Origin of the sequence: Cupriavidus basilensis OR16 (assembly GCF_000243095.1) — a bacterium.
GTDB classification, from domain to species: domain Bacteria; phylum Pseudomonadota; class Gammaproteobacteria; order Burkholderiales; family Burkholderiaceae; genus Cupriavidus; species Cupriavidus basilensis_D.
The window spans coordinates 1-19757 of record NZ_AHJE01000092.1 but is presented as its reverse complement, the minus strand read 5'-3'; the positions used below and the strand labels follow the sequence as shown (position 1 = coordinate 19757).

17 protein-coding genes and 2 pseudogenes are annotated in these 19757 nt (G+C 65.7%); 1 reads left to right on the top strand and 18 read right to left on the bottom strand.

Features of this window, described 5'->3' with window-relative positions; all coding sequences use genetic code 11:
• Positions 1–49 precede the first annotated feature (49 nt).
• From nusA to OR16_RS28830, 5 genes are all read right to left on the bottom strand, one after another.
• A complete protein-coding gene (gene nusA, locus OR16_RS28850) occupies positions 50–1525 on the bottom strand; it encodes a transcription termination factor NusA (RefSeq protein ID WP_006162083.1) in 1476 nt (491 codons plus the stop codon).
• Positions 1522–1926 carry a ribosome maturation factor RimP gene (rimP, locus tag OR16_RS28845; RefSeq protein ID WP_006162082.1) on the bottom strand — a complete coding sequence of 135 codons (405 nt, stop codon included), beginning with the start codon at positions 1924–1926 and terminating at the stop codon, positions 1522–1524. The genes nusA and rimP overlap by 4 nt, the downstream gene beginning before the upstream one ends.
• Before the next feature lie 136 nt (positions 1927–2062).
• Positions 2063–3907, bottom strand: coding sequence for a 23S rRNA pseudouridine(2605) synthase RluB (rluB, locus tag OR16_RS28840; RefSeq protein ID WP_006162081.1), 1845 nt, complete (start codon positions 3905–3907; stop codon positions 2063–2065).
• Positions 3908–3912: 5 nt separating this feature from the next.
• On the bottom strand, positions 3913–4989 hold the full coding sequence (gene scpB / locus OR16_RS28835) for an SMC-Scp complex subunit ScpB (RefSeq protein WP_006162080.1): 1077 nt from the start codon (positions 4987–4989) through the stop codon (positions 3913–3915).
• Positions 4990–5263: 274 nt separating this feature from the next.
• On the bottom strand, positions 5264–5986 hold the full coding sequence (locus OR16_RS28830) for a sulfite exporter TauE/SafE family protein (RefSeq protein ID WP_081488915.1): 723 nt from the start codon (positions 5984–5986) through the stop codon (positions 5264–5266).
• Between the two features lie 298 nt (positions 5987–6284).
• On the opposite strand from OR16_RS28830, the gene fnr reads away from it, so the two are divergent.
• Positions 6285–7010, top strand: a complete 726-nt coding sequence (fnr, locus tag OR16_RS28825; RefSeq protein ID WP_006162077.1) for a fumarate/nitrate reduction transcriptional regulator Fnr — start codon at positions 6285–6287, stop codon at positions 7008–7010.
• 86 nt (positions 7011–7096) lie between these two features.
• Here the strand turns inward: fnr and OR16_RS28820 are convergent, their stop codons facing one another.
• The 13 genes and pseudogenes from OR16_RS28820 to OR16_RS48480 form a co-directional block, all read right to left on the bottom strand.
• Positions 7097–7342: a hypothetical protein gene (locus tag OR16_RS28820; RefSeq protein ID WP_043421572.1), complete on the bottom strand. Its 246-nt coding sequence runs from the start codon at positions 7340–7342 to the stop codon at positions 7097–7099.
• Between the two features lie 2 nt (positions 7343–7344).
• The gene (locus OR16_RS28815) at positions 7345–7563 is read right to left on the bottom strand and encodes a FixH family protein (RefSeq protein WP_006162074.1); all 219 of its coding nucleotides are present in this window, start codon (positions 7561–7563) and stop codon (positions 7345–7347) included.
• A 68-nt stretch (positions 7564–7631) separates the two neighbouring features.
• Entirely contained in the window at positions 7632–9131 is a 1500-nt protein-coding gene (ccoG, locus tag OR16_RS28810; RefSeq protein WP_006162072.1) for a cytochrome c oxidase accessory protein CcoG, read from the bottom strand.
• Positions 9132–9186: 55 nt separating this feature from the next.
• Positions 9187–10116, bottom strand: coding sequence for a cytochrome-c oxidase, cbb3-type subunit III (gene ccoP / locus OR16_RS28805; protein ID WP_006162071.1), 930 nt, complete (start codon positions 10114–10116; stop codon positions 9187–9189).
• 96 nt (positions 10117–10212) lie between these two features.
• Positions 10213–10347: pseudogene (locus tag OR16_RS48485) on the bottom strand (cbb3-type cytochrome oxidase subunit 3); the annotation flags it as partial.
• 3 nt (positions 10348–10350) lie between these two features.
• Positions 10351–11028, bottom strand: a complete 678-nt coding sequence (gene ccoO, locus OR16_RS28795) for a cytochrome-c oxidase, cbb3-type subunit II (RefSeq protein WP_006162069.1) — start codon at positions 11026–11028, stop codon at positions 10351–10353.
• Positions 11029–11047: 19 nt separating this feature from the next.
• A complete protein-coding gene (ccoN, locus tag OR16_RS28790; protein ID WP_006162068.1) occupies positions 11048–12496 on the bottom strand; it encodes a cytochrome-c oxidase, cbb3-type subunit I in 1449 nt (482 codons plus the stop codon).
• Positions 12497–12676: 180 nt separating this feature from the next.
• Positions 12677–12823: a cbb3-type cytochrome oxidase assembly protein CcoS gene (gene ccoS, locus OR16_RS28785; RefSeq protein WP_006162067.1), complete on the bottom strand. Its 147-nt coding sequence runs from the start codon at positions 12821–12823 to the stop codon at positions 12677–12679.
• Between the two features lie 3 nt (positions 12824–12826).
• Complete coding sequence (locus OR16_RS28780) at positions 12827–15382, bottom strand: heavy metal translocating P-type ATPase (protein ID WP_043421570.1); 2556 nt, start codon at positions 15380–15382, stop codon at positions 12827–12829.
• Positions 15383–15478: 96 nt separating this feature from the next.
• Positions 15479–16576: a cell division protein ZapE gene (zapE, locus tag OR16_RS28775; RefSeq protein WP_006162065.1), complete on the bottom strand. Its 1098-nt coding sequence runs from the start codon at positions 16574–16576 to the stop codon at positions 15479–15481.
• A 149-nt stretch (positions 16577–16725) separates the two neighbouring features.
• Positions 16726–18142 (bottom strand): annotated as a pseudogene (gene lpdA / locus OR16_RS28770) (dihydrolipoyl dehydrogenase).
• Positions 18143–18279: 137 nt separating this feature from the next.
• Entirely contained in the window at positions 18280–19536 is a 1257-nt protein-coding gene (odhB, locus tag OR16_RS28765) for a 2-oxoglutarate dehydrogenase complex dihydrolipoyllysine-residue succinyltransferase (RefSeq protein ID WP_006162064.1), read from the bottom strand.
• A 95-nt stretch (positions 19537–19631) separates the two neighbouring features.
• Positions 19632–19757 (bottom strand): 2-oxoglutarate dehydrogenase E1 component (locus tag OR16_RS48480; RefSeq protein WP_006162063.1); only part of this gene is annotated, 126 nt, incomplete at its 5' end.

Sequence of the window (19757 nt, the reverse complement as noted above, 5' to 3'; positions counted from 1 at the left end):
CGGAATGCGCGCTCAAGCAGTCTGGAAAAGCACTACGTGAGCGTGTCCCTCAGTTAAACCAATGTTCCCGTGCTTTCATGATCAGCGCGCGGGCATCATCCTCGCCAAGACCAACCATGTCGACAAGTTCGTCGACGGCCAACTCGGCCAGTTCGTCACGCGTGTGGATATTGCCTTCGGCCAGCTTGCCGATCAGTTCCGGGGTCAGGCCGTCGAGCGAACGCAGATCCTGCGACACCTCTTCCACCTTTTCTTCCCGGGCCAGTTCCATCGTCAAGAGCGCATCGCGGGCGCGGTTGCGCAGCTCGTTGACGGTATCTTCATCGAATGCATCGATCTCCAACATCTCGCTGATGGGCACGTAGGCCACTTCTTCCAGCGTGGAGAATCCTTCGTCGATCAAGATGTCAGCCACTTCTTCGTCCACGTCCAGCTTGGCCATGAACAACTTGCGCACCACGGCGCTTTCCTCGGCTTGCTTCTGCGCCGATTCTTCCTGCGTCATGATGTTGATCTGCCAGCCGGTCAGCTCGGACGCCAGGCGTACGTTCTGACCACTGCGGCCGATGGCGACGGCGAGGTTTTCCTCGTCGACCACCACGTCCATGCTGTGCTTTTCTTCGTCTACAACGATCGACTGTACCTGTGCCGGCGCCAGGGCGCCAATCACGAACTGCGCCGGGTCTTCCGACCACAGCACGATGTCGACCGCTTCGCCGCCAATCTCGTTACGCACCGCGGTCACCCGCGTGCCGCGCACGCCGACACAGGTACCGATCGGATCGATACGCTTGTCATGCGCCACTACGGCGATCTTGGCGCGCACGCCGGGGTCGCGAGCGGCCGCCTTGATTTCCAGCAGGCCCTGCTCCATCTCCGGCACTTCATTCTCGAACAGCTTGATCAGGAACTCCGGCGCGGTGCGCGAGAGCTCGATCTGCGGACCGCGTGCGGTGCGATCCACATTCAGGATATATGCGCGGACACGGTCGCCGGTGCGCAGGTTTTCCTTGGGGATGATCTGGTCGCGAGCCAGCAACGCTTCCACGCGGCCCGACTCGACGATCAAGCCCTTCTTGTCGGCACGCTTGACCGTGCCGGTCATGACCTTTTCGCCACGATCCAGGTAATCGTTGAGGATCTGCTCGCGCTCGGCGTCGCGGATCTTCTGCAGGATCACCTGCTTGGCGGCTTGCGCACCGATACGGCCGAACTCGACCGACTCGATCTGCTCTTCGACGAATTCATCCAGCTGGATCTCGGGATCCTGCTCGCGCGCCTCGAACATGAGGATTTGCTTGTCCGGCTCCTGCAGGCCCTGTTCATCGGGGACTACAAGCCAGCGGCGGAACGTCTCGTGCTCACCGGACTCACGATCGATCGCGACGCGAATATCCACGTCTTCCTCGAAACGCTTCTTGGTTGCCGAAGCGAGTGCCGCTTCCAGCGCACCGAATACCACATCCTTGTCGACGTTCTTCTCACGCGCAAGCGCATCGACGAGCAACAGAACTTCGCGGCTCATTGCTTGTTCCCTTTTTTCTGATTTCCTTTGAAGTCGATCACCGGCACCAGGCGTGCGCGATCAACATCGGATATGGTGAATTCCAGCAGCGCCGTACCGTTCTGGCCTTCGAACTCGAGGCCAATCTGCTCCGCCCCCGGCTCACCGGTAGGCGTCTGCAGGATGCCGACGAAATTCTTCTGGCCATTGACCGGAAGGCGCAAGGTAACCCTGGCCTCCTGGCCCGCGAAGCGGACGAAGTCAGCCAGTTTCTTGAGCGGCCGGTCCAGCCCCGGCGAGGACACTTCGAGGCGCTCGTAGTCGATATTCTCGACCGTGAGCACGTGGGTAAGCTGACGGCTTACCTTCTCGCAATCCTCAATGACGATGCCGGTTTCAGGCTGATCGATGTAGACGCGCATGAGTCCGCCTGGAGGTGGTTTCGATCAAATCTGCCAGATGCACTGTATTCCCGAATAATGGCCATCAATACCGTGGCAGACCCAGCCCATCGGCACGGCCGTCGTGGTTGACGGCTTCAGCCAGCTTGCCTGCCAGTCATCCCGACCGGCGCGCCGCGCAACACGGCAAGCACACGAAACGGGCGAAGCAAAAAAAAATACCGCTGCGGCCACCGCGATTCGGGCCACCAGGGCCGCGGGGGGAGCCCGCGCCGCCACCGCCCAGCTTCGTGGTGTGCGACGTCAGCAGGGTCGGGCCACCGATGTAGCCCATCGAGGTTTGCATCGGATCCGGCTGACCGCGGCCGGCGCCACTGCCGCGCGGGCCGTTGCCGCGGTTGACGCGCGGCAGGCCGTCCATGCCGGTCGGCATGGGCATGCCGGCAATGGCTGCCTCGGCGCGTTGCTGGCGGCCACCGACCTTGCTGCCACCCCGGGGACCGCTATCGCCCTTGGACGGTGCCTTCAGCCCGATGGATGCCATCAGCGCGCGCACGTCGTCGGCCGCGAGTTCCTGCCAGCGGCCGCGCTTCAAGCCGCGCGGCAGCAGGAACTGGCCATAGCGGGTACGGATCAGGCGCGACACGGTCAGGCCCACAGCCTCAAACATGCGGCGCACTTCGCGGTTGCGGCCTTCGGTCAGCGCCACGTGGTACCAGTGGTTGATGCCTTCACCACCACCGTCCGCGATGCGCAGGAAATTGGCCTCGCCGTCATCGAGCTTGATGCCATGCAGCAGGCGCTGGCGATCGGCCTCGGCCAGCTCGCCCAGCGTACGCACCGCATATTCGCGCTCCACGCCGTAGCGCGGATGCATGAACTTGTTAGCGATATCGCCCGAGGACGTAAAGATCAGCAAGCCCTCGGTGTTGAAGTCGAGGCGGCCCACGGCCACCCACTTCCCTGCCTTGATGCGCGGCAGGCTATCAAACACGGTCGGACGGCCTTCCGGGTCCGACTGGCTGACGATCTCGCCGGACGGCTTGTGATAAAGCAGCACGCGCGGCGGCTTGGACGACACACGGCGGTGGATCAGCTTGCCATTCACACGGACCTGGTCAGCCGGCAGGATACGCTGGCCGATGTGGGCAGGCAGGCCATTGACCGAAACCCGGCCCTGCAGGATCAGCTCTTCCATTTCCCGGCGCGAGCCCAGTCCGCCCTCGGCAAGCACCTTGTGCAGCTTGGGCGCATCGTCGTCTGCCGACAGCTCGCGCACCGGCTTGACCCGGGCTTGCGGGCCGCTCGATTCTTCCTGGTCGTACTGACCGGAAATGACGAAGCGGAAAAGATCTTCACCGCTCGCGGCGACGGCGGGCGCCTTTTCGGGCACACCCGCGGCCGGACGCTGCGCGCCGCCCTTGCCCTTGTTGCCCTTGCCTTGCTGGCGCGGGCCGCCTTGCTGCCCCTCGGCGCCACCGCGACGGGCCGCGCCTTGCTGCTGGCCCTGCTGCGGCTTGCGCTTGCGGGCATTCTGGTTGGCATGCGCGCCGTCGCGCTGGCGCTCGCCCGTGGCTTCGCCGCCAGCTTCGCCGGTGCCTTCGGCGTTGTCACCGCTGAAGTTGCGGCGGCCTCGCGGCGCCGGGCGTTCGCCCTGCTGCTCGCCGGCCTGCACGACCTCGCCTTCGGCGGGCTTGCGCTTGCCGCGCGTACGCCCCCTCCTTGCGCCGTCGCCACGCGCGTCTTGCGCGGCGCCCGCGTCGGAGCCGCCCGCTAGGGCTGCTGTCTCGCCGTCCGCGGCACGGCCGCCATCGCGGTCCTGCGCGGCCTGGCGTCGCGTGGCCACCAGATTGCGCAGGCCACGGCGCAGGCCCTTGCGGCGCGGCGCGCCATCGGCCCCGGCGCCACCTTCGGCGCCATTGCCGGCATCGCCGGCCGGCGTATCCGCCTGGCGGACGTCTTGATCAGAATCGGACAAGTTATTCACATTCGGATGTTGCATGGTGTTCAGTTGGACACGCGCTGGTCGTGCTCGTCGTGCTCGCTGGGGTGCGCCGGATTCGTCTTGGACGCCCCCGGGACTTCGGACTGCTGCTCGCCGGAGGCCACTTGCACGTGGTAACCGTCGGCGGGCGTGTCCGTTTGCTCATTGGTTTCACCGTCTTCGACGGCTTGCTCCGCGGCTGTGTCGTCAAGCCGTGCGCCGGCGGGCTCGGCGCACACCGGCTCGCTCCCTGGCTCACTGTCTGGCTCAGGTATTGCCGCCACTTCAGCCTCGGCCCCGGCCTCGGGGGTGAACCCAGCCTCCGCTTGGACCAGGGCTTCCTTCTTTTCAAACGCATCCACCAGATCGGCGATGCTATCCGCGGCACCTGCCGCAAGCACATCGGCTGCAACCGACTCGGGACCGGGCGCTTCACCCTCTGCAGCGTCGGCCGCAACCTCTGCGGTAGCTGCAGCCTGGTCATCGCCAGGTTCCGCGAAGGCCTCTTCGTCGCTACCGTCCGGCACCGCGCCCAGCGCCTCGAAATCGATCGGCTCCTGGTTCAGCAGCGCGACCTGCGCCTGGGCCTGGATGTCCTCCAGCGGCGGCAGTTCATCGAGCGTGCGCAGCCCAAGGTCATCCAGGAAATTCTTGGTGGTGGCATAAAGCGCCGGCCGCCCCGGCACGTCGCGGTGGCCGATCACCTCAATCCAGCTGCGGTCCTCGAGCTTCTTCACGACCTCGGTGCTGACCGCGACGCCGCGGATTTCCTCGATATCGCCCCGCGTGACCGGTTGCCGGTAGGCAATGATCGCCAGCGTCTCCATGACGGCGCGGGAGTATTTGGGCGGCTTCTCGGGATTGAGCCGGTCCAGGTATTCGCGCATGTCCGGGCGGCTCTGAAAACGCCAGCCACTGGCCAATGCCACGAGTTCCACGCCGCGTTGCTCCCAGTCCCGGCGCAGCTCTTCGAGCAGCACGCGAATGGTGTCGGCACCAACGTCGTCGGCAAACAGCCGGCGCAAGTCATTGACGCGCAAGGGCTCCTGCGCGCAGATCAGCGCGGTCTCGAGGACGATCTTCGCCTCTTGGGTATTCATGTTGATTGCGTGCAGCCTGTCTTTGCACCTGCGCCCCGATTGATCCCGGGCGCACTGGAGATTGCGGGTTCAGCGGTAGGGATTGCCACCGCCATCTGGCCGCGCAGCCAACCGCATGCTTGTTGCATGCCAGCCGTGCGCTTTCTTTTATTGCATCGGGTGCCGGACCTGACCGGCAGGAGATCGCCCGGCCACCGGCTTTACCTGCCAGTCGACGGAGCCCTTGCGTCGCGCCTTCCCCCTGATGTGGCGGACCTGTCCGGCGCGGCGTTTATCATCGAACGCGCCGGGTGCAAGAAATACGGATGAAAGCCGTGACCGCGAGGCCAGCACCGGTCCGCACCGCCGGGCGGCGTGAAAGCTGCCTGAGATAGCCTGACAGGCCCGAGATCACCAGCAGGTTCGGCAGGGTGCCCAGGCCGAACACGGCCATCACCAGCGCGCCCGACGCGGCGTTGCCCGCCAGCAACGCCATGGCAAGGGCACCGTACACCATGCCGCACGGCACCAGCCCCCAGGCCAGCCCCATCCCGTAGCGGCGCAACAACCGCCCCTGCCCCTGCCGCAGGACAACGGCCGGCAAGCGCGCCCCGACGGCGCCAAGGGCACGCAGCAAGGCGCCCGCGCCCCTGGCGGCGAGCCGCTCCAGCCAGCCAGCGCCTACGGTGCGCCCGCGCAGCATCCACAGGCCCGACAACACCAGCATCACGCTGCCAACGCCAAACAGCCAGCGCTGCAGCGGCAGGTACTGCGCCCCCCAGACGCCGGCGCCCAGGGCGCCCAGCAAGGCCCCCAGCACGGCATACATGCTGAGCCGCCCGGCGTGCATCACGAGTAGTTCCAGCAGCCAATGAGCAGGCCGCCGGAGCACCGTGGCCGGCACGCGCGCAACGCCCCCCTGCTCGGCGGCCAGCGCGATCCCGCCGCACATGGCGGCGCAGTGCACACCGCCCAGCAAAGCCAGGGTAAATACGCTGATAAGCACGCCTATGGTCAACTTCTCCTCCCAATCACACAATCGCAACGTCCGGCGCGGTAAAATGCGCCCAACGCGCCCCCGCAGCTTCAAGAGGCGCTATCGACATGAAGCCTAGCGCCCGCGCCAGTTCGCGCGCTCGCAAAACATGACGACGGGCACGGCAGGCTGCGCTGCACAGATAGCGCACCGCCGACAGACCCGCGCGCCAGGCCAATGTGGATAGCGCTTCCAACCGACGACTTTCAACGTCAAGCTCTCAACTCAATGCGCCTGCCACACCGCGCTTGGTTGACTGCGCTAAACCGACAGGCCTCAATTGCTCACCTCCATTCCCATTACCGAGATGTCGCCCCGCTGCTCCACATGCTCGCTCGGGCAGCTCTGCCTGCCCGTCGGCATGACACAGCAGGACCTCGTAAAGATGGATACGCTGGTGCAGGACCGGGTGCGCGTACGCAAGGGCGAAACCCTGTACCGCCTCGGCGACCCTCTCACCGCTGTCTATGCGATCCGCTTCGGCACGCTCAAGACCCACCTGACGATGGAAGACGGCCGCTCGCAGATCACGGGCTTCCACCTCCCTGGTGAAGTCGTCGGCCTCGACGGCCTCGGCGAGATGCAGCACGCATCGGACGCCACCGCGCTGGAGGATACCGAAGTCTGCGTGGTTCGCTTCGGCGATCTCCAGTCGTTGTCCAACGTCCTGCCTTCCCTGCAGCATCAGTTCATGCGGCTGATGAGCAAGGAGATCTCCCAGGATCAGGTCATGCTGATCACGCTCGGCTCGATGCGCGCCGAGGAGCGGCTCGCCGCTTTCCTGATCAACCTGTCCGAGCGCTTGTCCGCGCGCGGCTATTCGGCCTCCGAGTTCGTGCTGCGCATGAGCCGCGAGGAGATCGGCAGCTACCTGGGACTCAAGCTCGAAACCGTCAGCCGCCTGTTCTCGCGCTTTGCGGAAGCCGGCCTGATCCAGATCCGCCAGCGCCACGTCAAGCTGGTCGACATGGTGGGGATCAAGCAGATCGTCAACAAGTCTTGCTGACGTGCACGTCGCGGGCCACCTTCGCCCGCGGCCGCTAGCCGCGATGCCGCGCCCCCTGGCCTGAACCGGCAAGGCGCGCACCGCGCTCATTCGAGCTCGTCCGTGTCCGCCAGCCGCGTGGGCATGGTGTATAGCGTCAAGCCGCTCGACAAGGAGCAAAGCACCCACGCGATCAGGAATCCCACCGTGTAGACCGCCTCCCGCGACGCCTCGACCGGCTGGCCGAAGAAGCGCAGGTCGCCGGGGTCCACCATGGAAAACACCAGCGCGGTCGTCAGCCCGGCAACCAGGAAAGCGGGCCACAGCACCCACATCAGCCAGCGCAGTCTCATGATCACCTCGCTTGCGCCGCAACCGGCGCTGCCTGGCGTGCCGCGCTGCCCGCCTTCTCGACCACCAGGCCGTGCCGCGACACGCCCTCTTCAATGGGCGGGTCCGGATGGGTCATCGCCAGCCAGATCGTGACCCCGCAAGCCACCATCGCCACCAATGGCCCGCTCATCAGCAGCCACGGCCACGGCTCCTTCCACCAAGGATTGCTTTGCTGCGTCATCTGGCCTCCTCTAGATCTAGTTCGCGTCTGTTGCGTATGGATTGGTGCATCCAGTGTCCCCTGGCGCCTCACAGATTGCGCGGCACGATAAAGCTGGTGCTCTGGCGAATCTCCGCGCCATGGCTCCCCGCGCCCTCGTCGGGCACCGCGGTCACTGTGACCTCGATCTTGTGCGTGCCCTGCGCCGCGGACTCGATCGGCACGCGCACCCGGATGGGAATCAGGCGATTGGACGTGGGCTCCAGGTTGCCGGCAGCGTGATCATATTCCACGGCCAGGCCCTTGAGCTCATCGCTGCCCGCGCTGACGGCGACGCGCATTGGCGCCTCGGTCGTGTTGATTAGTTGCAGCCGATACACGTTCTCGATCCAGCGCCCTTCCACTTCCCGCCCCAGCGCGCCGCGGTCGCGGATGATATCGACCTTGAGCGGCGTGCGCATGGCCAGCGAGGCCATGAAGCCGGCGACCAGCGCCAGCCAGATCACCGAGTAGATCACCGTGCGCGGCCGCACCAGGCGCTTGCGCGCCACGGTCTCGGAGAGCGCGCTGCGCATGGCGTTCTCAGACGTATAGCGGATCAGCCCGCGCGGGTAAGCCATCTTGTCCATGACTTGGTTGCAGGCGTCGATACAGGCGCCGCAGCCAATGCAGTCGTACTGCAGTCCATCACGGATATCGATGCCAGTAGGACAGACCTGCACGCAGATGCTGCAATTCACGCACGAGCCCAGCCCGGCGGCCTTGTGGTCCGCCTTGCGCGAACGGCTGCCGCGCGGCTCGCCGCGGCCCACGTCATAAGTGACCACATAGGTGTCGCGATCGACCATCACGCTCTGGAAGCGTGCATACGGACACATGTACTTGCAAACCTGCTCGCGCATGAAGCCGGCGTTGCCCCAGGTGGCAAACGAGTAAAACAGCATCCAAAACGTCTGCCACGGACCCAGCGAGAGGCTCAGCACCTGCGCGCCGAGCGTGCGAATGGGCGAGAAATAGCCGACGAAGGTAAAGCCCGTCCATAGCGCGATCACGATCCAGAGCGTGTGCTTGGTGGCCTTCAGGCGCAGCTTGCGCACGCTCCAAGGATCGCCGTCCAGGCGGATGCGGGCAAAGCGGTCGCCTTCCACATGCCGCTCGATCCACATGAAGATCTCGGTGTACACCGTTTGCGGACACGCATAGCCGCAGAACAGCCGCCCTGCGATCGCCGTGAAGAGAAACAGCGACACCGCGGAGATCACCAGCAGCACGGCAAGGTAGATCACGTCCTGGGGCCACAGCACCAGGCCGAATATATAGAACTTGCGCGCGCCGAGATCGAACAACATGGCCTGGCGGCCATTCCACTGCAGCCAGGGCATGCCATAGAAGAACAGCTGGGTCAGGACCACCATCCAGACCCGCCAGCTCGAGAATGCGCCCGACACCGAGCGCGGATAGATCTTGCGGCGGACTTCGTACAGGGTCTCGTCCGACGTTTCCGCGTCCGCCGAGGCAGGTGTGGGCGCTCGCAGCGGCGCCCACGCGGCCCCGTTCCTTTCAAGCGGCTCCGGTCCGGGGGCGTTCATGGGCGAACACCCCCGCCGCGGCGCGGGCCCGGCTGACAAGCACAAGCGTGGTGGCTCATTGCCTGCCCCCCTCGCCTGCACCGCCGCCGGTGTTGGACAGCCCCCAGACATAGGCCGTCAACATGCGGATGCGCTCGGGCGTAAGGATCTCCTCGTGCGCGGGCATATGGTTGTTATGGCCCTTGAGGATCGCGTCGACAATATTCGCCTCCGAGCTGCCATACAGCCAGACGCGATCGGACAGGTTAGGCGCGCCGAGCGCCTGGTTGCCCTTGCCGGTGGAGCCGTGGCAGGCCGCGCAGGTGGACTTGAACGTGCTCTCGCCCCGCGAGGCGCGGATCGGATCGTAAGACAGGCCGGACAGCGAGCGCGCATATTGCGCCACGTCGCCGGCGAGCTTGCCGTCGATGGTCGAAGCGAACGACGGCATCACGCCGTTGCGGCCCTTGGTGATGGTCTGCGTGATGGTGTCGGGTTCCCCGCCATACAGCCAGTCGTTGTCCGTCAGGTTGGGAAAGCCGCGGCTGCCGCGGGCGTCGGAGCCATGGCATTGCGCGCAGTAGTTGAGAAACAGGCGCTGCCCGATCTCGCGCGCCGCCGGGTCGGCCGCCACCTGCTTGACGTCCATCTGCATGTACTTGCCATAGACGTCGCGCTGCAGTTGTTCGGCTGCCTGGCGGTGCGCCTCCAGCTCAACCCGGCTGGAGGTCTTGAGCACGCCGGCATAGGAACCCAGACCGGGATACAGCACCAGGTAACCAAGGCCAAAGATGCATGCCAGCAGGAACATCCACATCCACCAGCGTGGCAGCGGGTTGTTCAGCTCGCGCAGGTCGCCGTCCCACACGTGGCCGGTGTCCTCAGGCGCGCCCACAACCTTGGTGACCTTGCGCTGGGAGAACAGCAGCCACACGCACCAGACGATGCCGACCAGCGCGATGGCGGCAATGTAGTAGCTCCAGAAATCCGTGAAGAAGTCGCTCATGACTCAGTGTTCCTGCGTGGTGTTGTTTGCGCCGTGGGCATGACGCGCGATGCGGTGGCCGGCATCGGGCCTGGCGTCTTGGCGTGCGGCCAGCGGCTCGTCGGGCAAGGCGAACGGCAGCATGGCCGACTCCTGGTTGGCAGCCTTGCGCCCGGACGACCAGGCCCACCAGCAGATCGCGATGAAGGCAGCCATCGAAACCACGGTGGAGAACGCGGTGATCATTGCCATGGCTTACTCCTTGGCGGGCGTGGCCGCGGGCTGCGCCGCAACCGCGGCGTCGACGCGCACATTGCGCTTGGCGATGCCAAGCTCTTGCAGGTAGGCGACCATCGCGTCTTCCTCGGTCTTGCCGGCCAGCGTGGCGGGCGCCTGCTCGATCTCGGCATCGGTGTAGGGCACGCCGAGGCGGCGCAGCGCACGCATGCGGTCGCGGACATCGTTGGTCTGCAGCGGCGTTTTCTCGAGCCACGGGTAGGACGGCATCACCGACTCGGGCACCACGTCGCGCGGATTGCGCAAGTGGATGCGCTGCCAGTCGTCGGAGTAGCGCCCGCCAACGCGAGCCAGGTCGGGACCGGTACGCTTGGAACCCCACAGGAAGGGATGGTCGTAGACCGACTCGCCGGCCGTCGAGTAGTGGCCATAGCGTTCGACGTCGCCCTGCAGCGTGCGCACCTGCTGCGAATGGCAGCCCACGCAGCCTTCGCGGATATAGATATCGCGGCCCATCAGGCGCAGCGCGGAGTACGGCTTGATCCCCGCGTCGGGCTCGGTGGTGGAGTGCTGGAAGAACAGCGGCACGATCTGGACGAGCCCGGCGATGCTGACCACCAGGATGGTGCACAGGATCAGCCAGCCGATGTTCTTCTCCAGGGTCTCGTGCGTAAAGAAGCTTCGTTTTTCGGACATCGTTTCTATCCTGGAATGATCAATGGGCGGAGGCGGAAACGCTGGTCGGGATCAGTGCATCCACGGCAGGCTTGCCGATGATGGTCCTGGCCACGTTGTATGCCATCAGCAGCATGCCGGAGAGGAAGCACAAGCCACCCAGCAAGCGGATCAGGTAGAACGGGTACTTGGCCTTGACCGCTTCCACGAAGGCGTAGGTCAGCGTGCCGTCAGGCTGGGTGGCTCGCCACATCAGGCCTTCCATCACACCGGCGATCCACATCGAGGCGATGTACAGCACCACGCCGATGGTGGCGATCCAGAAGTGCAGCTCGATCAGGCGCACGCTGTACATCTCCTTCTCGCCGAACAGGCGCGGAATCAGGTAGTAGAGCGAGCCGATGGAGATCATCGCAACCCAGCCCAGCGCGCCGGAGTGCACGTGGCCGATGGTCCAGTCCGTGTAGTGCGACAGCGCGTTGACGGTCTTGATCGACATCATCGAACCCTCGAAGGTCGCCATGCCGTAGAAGGACAGCGCCACCACCAGGAACTTGAGGATGGGATCGGTGCGCAGCTTGTGCCAGGCACCCGACAAGGTCATGATGCCGTTGATCATGCCGCCCCACGAAGGCGCTAGCAGGATCAGCGAGAACACCATGCCCAGCGACTGCGCCCAGTCCGGCAGCGACGTGAACTGCAGGTGGTGGGGGCCAGCCCACATATAGGTGAAGTTGAGCGCCCAGAAGTGAACGATCGACAGGCGGTAGGAATAGATCGGGCGGCCGGCCTGCTTGGGGATGAAGTAATACATCATGCCCAGGAAGCTGGTGGTCAGGAAGAAGCCCACCGCGTTATGGCCGTACCACCACTGCACCATGGCGTCCTGCACCCCGGCATAAGCCGAGTAGGACTTCCACATGCCCACCGGCATCTCGGCGTTGTTGACGATATGCAGGATGGCGATGGTCAGGATGTAGGCGCCGAAGAACCAGTTGGCCACGTAGATATGCCGGGTCTTGCGCTTCATGATGGTGCCGAAGAAGACGATGGCATAGGCCACCCAGACCAGCGTGATCAGGATGTCGATTGGCCATTCGAGCTCGGCGTACTCCTTCGAACTGGTGATGCCCAGGGGCAGCGTGATGACCGCGGCCACGATCACCAGTTGCCAGCCCCAGAACGTGAAGGCCGCCAGCGGGCCGCAGAACAGCCGCGCCTGGCAGGTACGCTGCACGATGTAGTAGGAGGTGGCGAACAGCGCGCTGCCGCCGAAGGCGAAGATGACCGCATTGGTGTGCAGCGGGCGCAGGCGCCCGAAGGACAGCCATGGCGTGTTGAAATTCAGCTCCGGCCAGATCAACTGTGCCGCGAGCAAAACGCCTACGGCCATACCGACAATCCCCCAGACTACCGTCATGACGGCAAACTGCCGCACAACGCCGTAATTGAAGGTGTCGGCGCGAGAATACGCGGCGGTGACAGCCATTCAGACCCCCAGATTGGATAAACATGAATTGATGTTGTGACTGTAGGAAAAGCGAGCGCCGACCGTCTTGATCTGTATCAAGCGCACCGGAAAGCATGGGAACTCAGGTGCATCGGCGTCTCACATCCGCACACACGGCCACACAGGAGCGCGAGCGCGCGGCTGCGTGGCCGTGATTGGTCAGGGCTTGTCGTTGTCGAGCAGGATGGCCTCACCGGGCCGGTCGAGGTCGTCGTATTGCCCGGCATGCAGCGCCCACCAGAGCGCGCCGGCAATCACCGCGACCAGCACCAGGCTCATCGGCACCAGCAGGTAGAGCATGTCCATGCGTCAGTCTCCAGGCTTGCCGGCGCGCAGCAGGCGCCAGGCATTGGCCACCACCAGCAGCGACGACGCCGACATGCCGATGCCTGCCATCCAGGCGGTGACATAGCCGGTAGCCGCCAGCGGGATGGCGATCACGTTATAGGCGAAGGCCCAGGCCAGGTTCTGGCGCACCACGCTGCGGGTGCGGCGGGCCATCCTCAGCGCGTTCGCGATCTCGGCCACGCGGCCATGGGTCAGCACGGCGTCGGCACCTGCCTGCGCCAGCGGCGCACCGCTGCCGATCGCGATCGAGACCTGCGCCTGCGCCAGCACCGGCGCATCGTTGATGCCGTCGCCCACCGCCAGCACCACGGCACCGGCTTGCTGCAGGCGCCCCACGTACTCGCGCTTGCCCTCGGGCGTGACGCCGCCTTCGCGTTGCGGGATCTGGAAATGATCGGCCCACCAGCCAACGGTGGCGGGCGTATCGCCAGACACGAGATGGCAGGTCACGCCGAGCGCGCGCAGCTCGCTGAGCAAGCGCGTGGATTGCTCGCGCGCCACATCGGCCAGCTCGAACACCGCCAGCGCGCCGGCGGCGCTGCCCAGCCACACCAGCGTGGCGCCGCGGCGCTCGCTGCCAGCCAGCTCGGCATCCGCAACGCCGGCGCTGCCGCGCCCGCACAGCGCATCGACGAACTCCCGGCGGCCAAGCCGGTAACGCTGCCCATCCACCTCGGCCTCAAGGCCCTGCCCTGGCACATTGCGCACGGCGCCGATGGCGCGCGTATCCTGCGCAAGGCCTTGCGCCTGCGCGGCCACCACGATGCCCCGCGCGATAGGATGCTCGCCGGAGCGCTCCATGGCAGCGGCCAGACCCAGGCTGGCGGCGGCATCGGCGTCGCCCAAGGGCTGCGTTCGCACCAGCGCGAAACACCCTTGCGTGAGCGTGCCGGTCTTGTCGAGCATCACGTCCGTGACGCTGGCCAGGGTCTCCAGCGCGTGGCCGCGCGCGAGCAGCAAGCCGCGACGCGACAGCGCGGCTCCAGCCGCGGCCAGCGCCGCCGGCGTGGCCAGCGAGAGTGCGCACGGGCAACTCACCACGAGCACGGCAACCGTCACCAGCAACGCGCGCGCGGGATCGATCCAGGTCCACCAGACGGCACCGGTCACAGCCGCCAGTACCAGCAGGATGGCGACGAACCAGCCCGCCACGCGGTCGGCCACCGTGGCCAGGCGTGGCTTCTCGGCGAGTGCGCGGTCCAGCACGGCGACGATCTCCGCCAGCCGGGTGCCCGCCCCCACCTTGGTCACGCGCAGCTCAAGCGGGCTCGTGGTATTGAAGCACCCTGCCAGCACCGGGTCGCCGATGCCGCGCGGCACCGGCCGGCTCTCGCCGGTCAGCATGGATTCGTCGAGCTCACTCGTGCCGGCGATCACCGTGGCATCCGCCGGCACCACCTCGCCCGCCTTGACGCGGATCAGGTCGCCGGCGCGCAGCCGCGCCACAGGCACCCGCTCGCCCGTGCCGCCTTCGGCCTGCAAGCGCTCGCAGGTGGCGGGCAACTGCCGCGCCAGCATCTCGGCGCCACTGCGCGAGGCCTGGCGCACGCGCAACTCCAGGTAGCGCGCCAGCAGCAGGAAGGCCACGAACATCGTGACGGAATCGAAGTACACCTCGCCGGTGCCGCGCAACGTCGCCACGGTGCTGGCGATAAAGCCCGCACCCACGCCCAGCGCCACCGGCACGTCCATGCCCAGATGGCGCTGCCTGAGGCCGCGCCACGCACCGGCAAAGATCGGCGAGGCCGAGTACAGCACCACGGGCAGGGTCAGCACCAGGCTGGCCCAGCGCATCAGTTGCAGCTGCCCCGGATCGATGGCGGCTTCATGGGTGTAGATGGGCCATGCGTACATCATCACCTGCATCATGCCGAGCATGGCCACCGCCATGCGCATCAGCAGGCCGCGGCGTGCGACGCGCTCCTGCCGGTCCGAGCGCGAAACCTCGAACGGCCATGCCAGGTAGCCGATGCCGGCCAGCGCCGCGAGCAAAGCTGAGACAGGCTGCTCGGCCGCGCGCCAGCGCACCACCACGCGGCGCGTAGCCACATTGGCGATCACCGATTCCACGCCGGGCAGGCTGCCCAGATGCTGCTCGATCAGCCAGGCGCAGGCGGCGCAGCGGATATTCTCCGGCGCCAGCGTGATCTCGGCCCGGCGCTCGTCCAGCGGGCGCACGAACTGGGCCCGCAATTCCTCGGTGTCATAGGCAGCCCACACCGGCTCGGCCTCGCGCCGCGCCGCGTCGTCGATGGGGCGAGCAAAGCGGGCTTGGTCGCCGTACAAATGGCCGAACCCGGCCGCGTGCAGGGTCTGCGCCAGGGCCTGGCAGCCACCGCAGCAAAAGGCCTGTTCCTCGCCGTTGATGCTGGCGTGCAAGGGTGGCTCGCCGGTCACGAGCGGCTGTCCGCAGTGGAAACAACCCGCATGCCCGGCGGCCGCAGGCGCGCCGCTTGCACGCGCAAGTGGCGGATTGGGCAGGGAATAGGCTGGGGCTGGGGCTGGGGAAGGCTGCATCGGGACTCTTTTTTACCAATTGCATGGTAAGAGTCCCGCTGGCAAGCCGCCTTGATACAGATCAAGCGGGCGGCCCGAAGGGGCTTGCGGAAAGCGTCAGGTCAGCGAGGTATCGACCGTGCGGCGCGGCGCTTCCAGGTATTCGCGCGACTGCATCTCGATGATGCGCGACACCGTGCGGCTGAACTCGTTGGCCATCTGGCCTTCGGTGTAAAGTTCGTCGGCCGGCACTTCCGCCGAGATCAGCAGCTTGACCTTGTGGTCGTAGAACACGTCGATCAGCCAAGTGAAGCGCCGCGCCTCGGACGACATGCGTGGCGTCATCCTGGGCACGTCGGAGAGGATCACCGTGTGGAACTCGGTGGCGAGCTCAAGGTAGTCGTTCTGCGAGCGGGGACCACCACAAAGCGTATTGAAATCGAACCAGACCACGCCGCCCGCCTTGCGCAGCGCGCGCAGCTCGCGGTGCTCGATATGCAGGATGGGGGATTCGTCGGCCACGCCGGCAATGCCGGTAAAGGCATGGCGCAGGGCCGAACTGGCCTCGGGCCCCAGCGGCGTGTGATAGGCATCCACCTGCTCGAGCGCGCGCTTGCGGTAGTCGATGCCGGCATCCACATTGAGCACGTCGAGCTTGTGCTGCAGCAGCGCGATCGCCGGCAGCACGCGGTCCCGGTGCAGGCCGTCCGGGTACAGCAGGTCGGGCCGGTAGTTCGACGTCATCACGAACTGCACGCCGTTCTCGAACATCTGCTGCAGCAGGCGGTGCAGGATCATCGCATCGGCCACGTCGCTGACGTGGAACTCATCGAAGCAGATCAGGCGGAACCGCCGCGCGATGCGCTTGGCCAGCTCGTCCAGCGGATCCGGGCGCCCACGCAGCTCTTCGAGCTGGCGATGCACCTCGCGCATGAACTCATGGAAATGCAGCCGCGTCTTGCGCACCACCGGCACGCAGGTATAGAAGCTGTCCATCAGGAAGGACTTGCCGCGCCCTACCCCGCCCCACAGGTACACGCCCTTGGGCACGTCCGGGTGCACCAGCAGCTTTTTCAGCGTGCTGCTGCGCCGGCCCTTGTAGGCCACCCACTCGTCATAGCATTGCTGCAGACGCTCGACGGCGCGCAACTGCGCCTCATCCGAGGTGTAGCCGCGTTGCTTCAGTTCCTGCTCGTAGTACTCATGGACGTTCATGCTGACTGCTTGCGCTGGATGCCGGGAGGCATCGGCTTGAATGGGGATCGGGGCGCATGACAGGGCAGCCTGCCCCTGCCGCCCCGAAAGCGAAAACGGCGCGCCGCTGGAGCGGCGCGCCGGTACTGAACAATACTCAGGCTACTGCCTTACATATTGAGCTGGCGCTTGTCGACAGCCAGTGCGGCTTCGCGCATGACTTCCGACATCGACGGATGCGGATGGCAGGTGCGGCCGATGTCTTCGCTGGCGGCCTTGAACTCCATCGCCACCACGGCTTCGGCGATCAGGTCCGACGCGTTCGCTGCAACCACGTGCACGCCCAGGATCTCATCGGTCTTGGCATCGGCCAGCATCTTGACGAAGCCATCCGAATGCCCCATGCCCAGCGCACGGCCGTTGGCCATGAACGGGAACTGGCCGGACTTGTACTCGCGGCCTTCGGCCTTGAGCTGCTGCTCGGTCTTGCCCACCCATGCGATTTCCGGGAAGGTGTAGATCACCCACGGAATGCAGTTGTAGTCGATATGCGGCTTCTGGCCGGCGATGCGCTCGGCAACGGCCACGCCTTCGTCCTCGGCCTTGTGGGCCAGCATCGGGCCACGCACCACGTCGCCGATGGCCCACAGGCCCGGCACCTTGGTCGCGCAGTGGTCGTCCACCTCGATGAAGCCGCGCTGGTCGGCCGCCAGGCCAATGGCCTTTGGGCACGCGGCCAACCGACACGATCAGGCGATCGACTTCCAGGGTCTGGGCAGCGCCGTCCTTGTCGGTGTAGCTGACGGTGACGTTGTCCTTGCCGGTCTTGACTTCATTGACCTGCACGCCCAGGCTGAACTTCAGGCCTTGCTTGGCCAACAGCTTCTGCGCTTCCTTGGCCACGCCTTCGTCGGCGGCGCCCAGGAATGCGGGCAAAGCTTCCAGCACGGTCACTTCGGCACCCAGGCGGCGCCACACGGAGCCCAGCTCGAGGCCGATCACGCCGGCGCCGATCACGCCCAGCTTCTTCGGCACGCCGGCGAACTTGAGCGCGCCTTCGTTATCGCTGACCAGCACGTTGTCCACCGTGACGCCCGGCAGGTGACGCGCCTTGGAACCCGTAGCAACGATGACCTGCTTGGCCGTCACGACTTCGGCGCCGGCCTTGCCGGCGATCTCGACCTGGAAGCCCTCGGCGGTCTTGCCGACGAACTTGCCGTAGCCCTTGAGCAGCGTGACCTTGTTCTTGCGGAACAGGAACTCGATGCCCTTGGTCATCTTGCCGACGATATCGTCCTTGCGCTTGAGCATCTTGGCCACGTCGACCTTGACGTCACCCACGGTGATGCCGTGGTCGGCGATGTGATGCTGCACGTTCTCGAACTCTTCCGAGGAAGCCAGCAGTGCCTTGGAAGGGATGCAACCCACGTTCAGGCAGGTGCCGCCCAGGCGCGGTTCGTCCTTGGGATCATCGTAGGCGTTGCCTTCGCAGCAGGCCACGTTCAGGCCAAGCTGGCCGGCACGGATGGCGGCAATGTAGCCGCCGGGGCCGGCACCGATCACCAGCACGTCGAATTGTTTGCTCATGGAGATTCCTTTTGCAGCCACGGCGGGGCAACATCGCCCGCCAGGCCACCTTCAACTCTTCGGTCCATCATGCCCGCGCCGCACCCGATGAAGGGTGGCGGGAAGAACGCGGACAAGACCTCAGGCTTTGCAGATGATTACAGGTCCAGCAGCAGGCGTGCCGGATCTTCCAGCGCATCCTTCATGGCGACCAGGCCCAGGACGGCTTCGCGGCCATCGATGATGCGGTGGTCGTAGGACATGGCGAGGTAGTTCATCGGACGGATCACGATCTGGCCGTCTTCCACCACCGGGCGGTCCTTGGTGGCGTGCACGCCCAGGATAGCGGATTGCGGCGGGTTGATGATCGGGGTCGACAGCATCGAGCCGAAGGTGCCGCCATTGGAGATCGAGAACGTACCACCGGTCAGCTCTTCCAGCGACAGCTTGCCATCGCGGGCCTTGGCGCCGAACTCAGCGATCTTCTTCTCGATTTCGGCCAGGCTCATCTGGTCGGCGTTGCGCAGGATAGGCACCACCAGGCCACGGGGCGAGCCCACCGCGATACCGATGTCGAAGTAGCCGTGGTAGACGATGTCGTTGCCGTCGATCGAGGCATTGATCAGCGGGAACTTCTTCAGCGCGTGGACCGCGGCCTTGACGAAGAAGGACATGAAGCCCAGCTTCACGCCGTGTTCCTTCTCGAAGCGGTCCTTGTACTTGTTACGCAGGTCCATCACCGGCTTCATGTTCACTTCATTGAAGGTGGTGAGGATGGCGTTGGTGCTTTGCGATTGCAGCAGGCGCTCGGCGATACGGGCGCGCAGGCGGCTCATCGGCACGCGTTCTTCCGGGCGGTCGCCCAGGGCGGCGAAGTCCACCGGGGCGGCAACCTGCTGCAGCGCCGGCTTGGCGGCGGCCGGAGCCGGTGCTGCCTTGGCGGCCGGGGCGGGAGCGGGCGCAGCGGTCGCGGCCAGCACGTCGCCCTTGGTGATGCGGCCATCCTTGCCCGTGCCAGCAACCTGGCCGGCGGACAGGCCGCCTTCGGCCATCAGCTTGGCTGCCGAAGGCATGGCCACGGCGCCGGCTGCGGCCGGAGCGGCTGCGGCGGCCGGGGCGGCGGCCACGGGTGCCGGGGCGGCGGCAGCGGCGGGAGCGACGGCGCCAGCGGTGGCTTCGGTGTCGATCTTGGCGATCACTTCGTCGGCAACCACGGTGTCGCCGTCGTTGCGGATGATCTGCGACAGCACGCCAGCCGACGGGGCCGGCACTTCGAGCACGACTTTGTCGGTCTCGATTTCAATCAGGATTTCGTCTTGGGCAACCGCTTCGCCCGGCTTCTTCTTCCAGTTCAGCATGGTTGCTTCTGCAACCGATTCAGAGAGTTGCGGAACCTTGACGTCAACAATAGCCATGGTTGGAATTTCCTTGATGTATTCGTTTTTGCTTAAGGCAGGTGGCAAAAAACATGGCGGCGCGCTCTCTTCGCGCGCCGCCATGCTGGCCACGATCATTTGGTCAGGACAAAGCCCTTGAGCTTGGAGAACGCCGCATCCAGCAGCGCCTTTTGTTGCTCATTGTGCTTGGCGTAGTAGCCCACCGCCGGCGATGCCGAGGCGGGGCGACCCGCGTAACC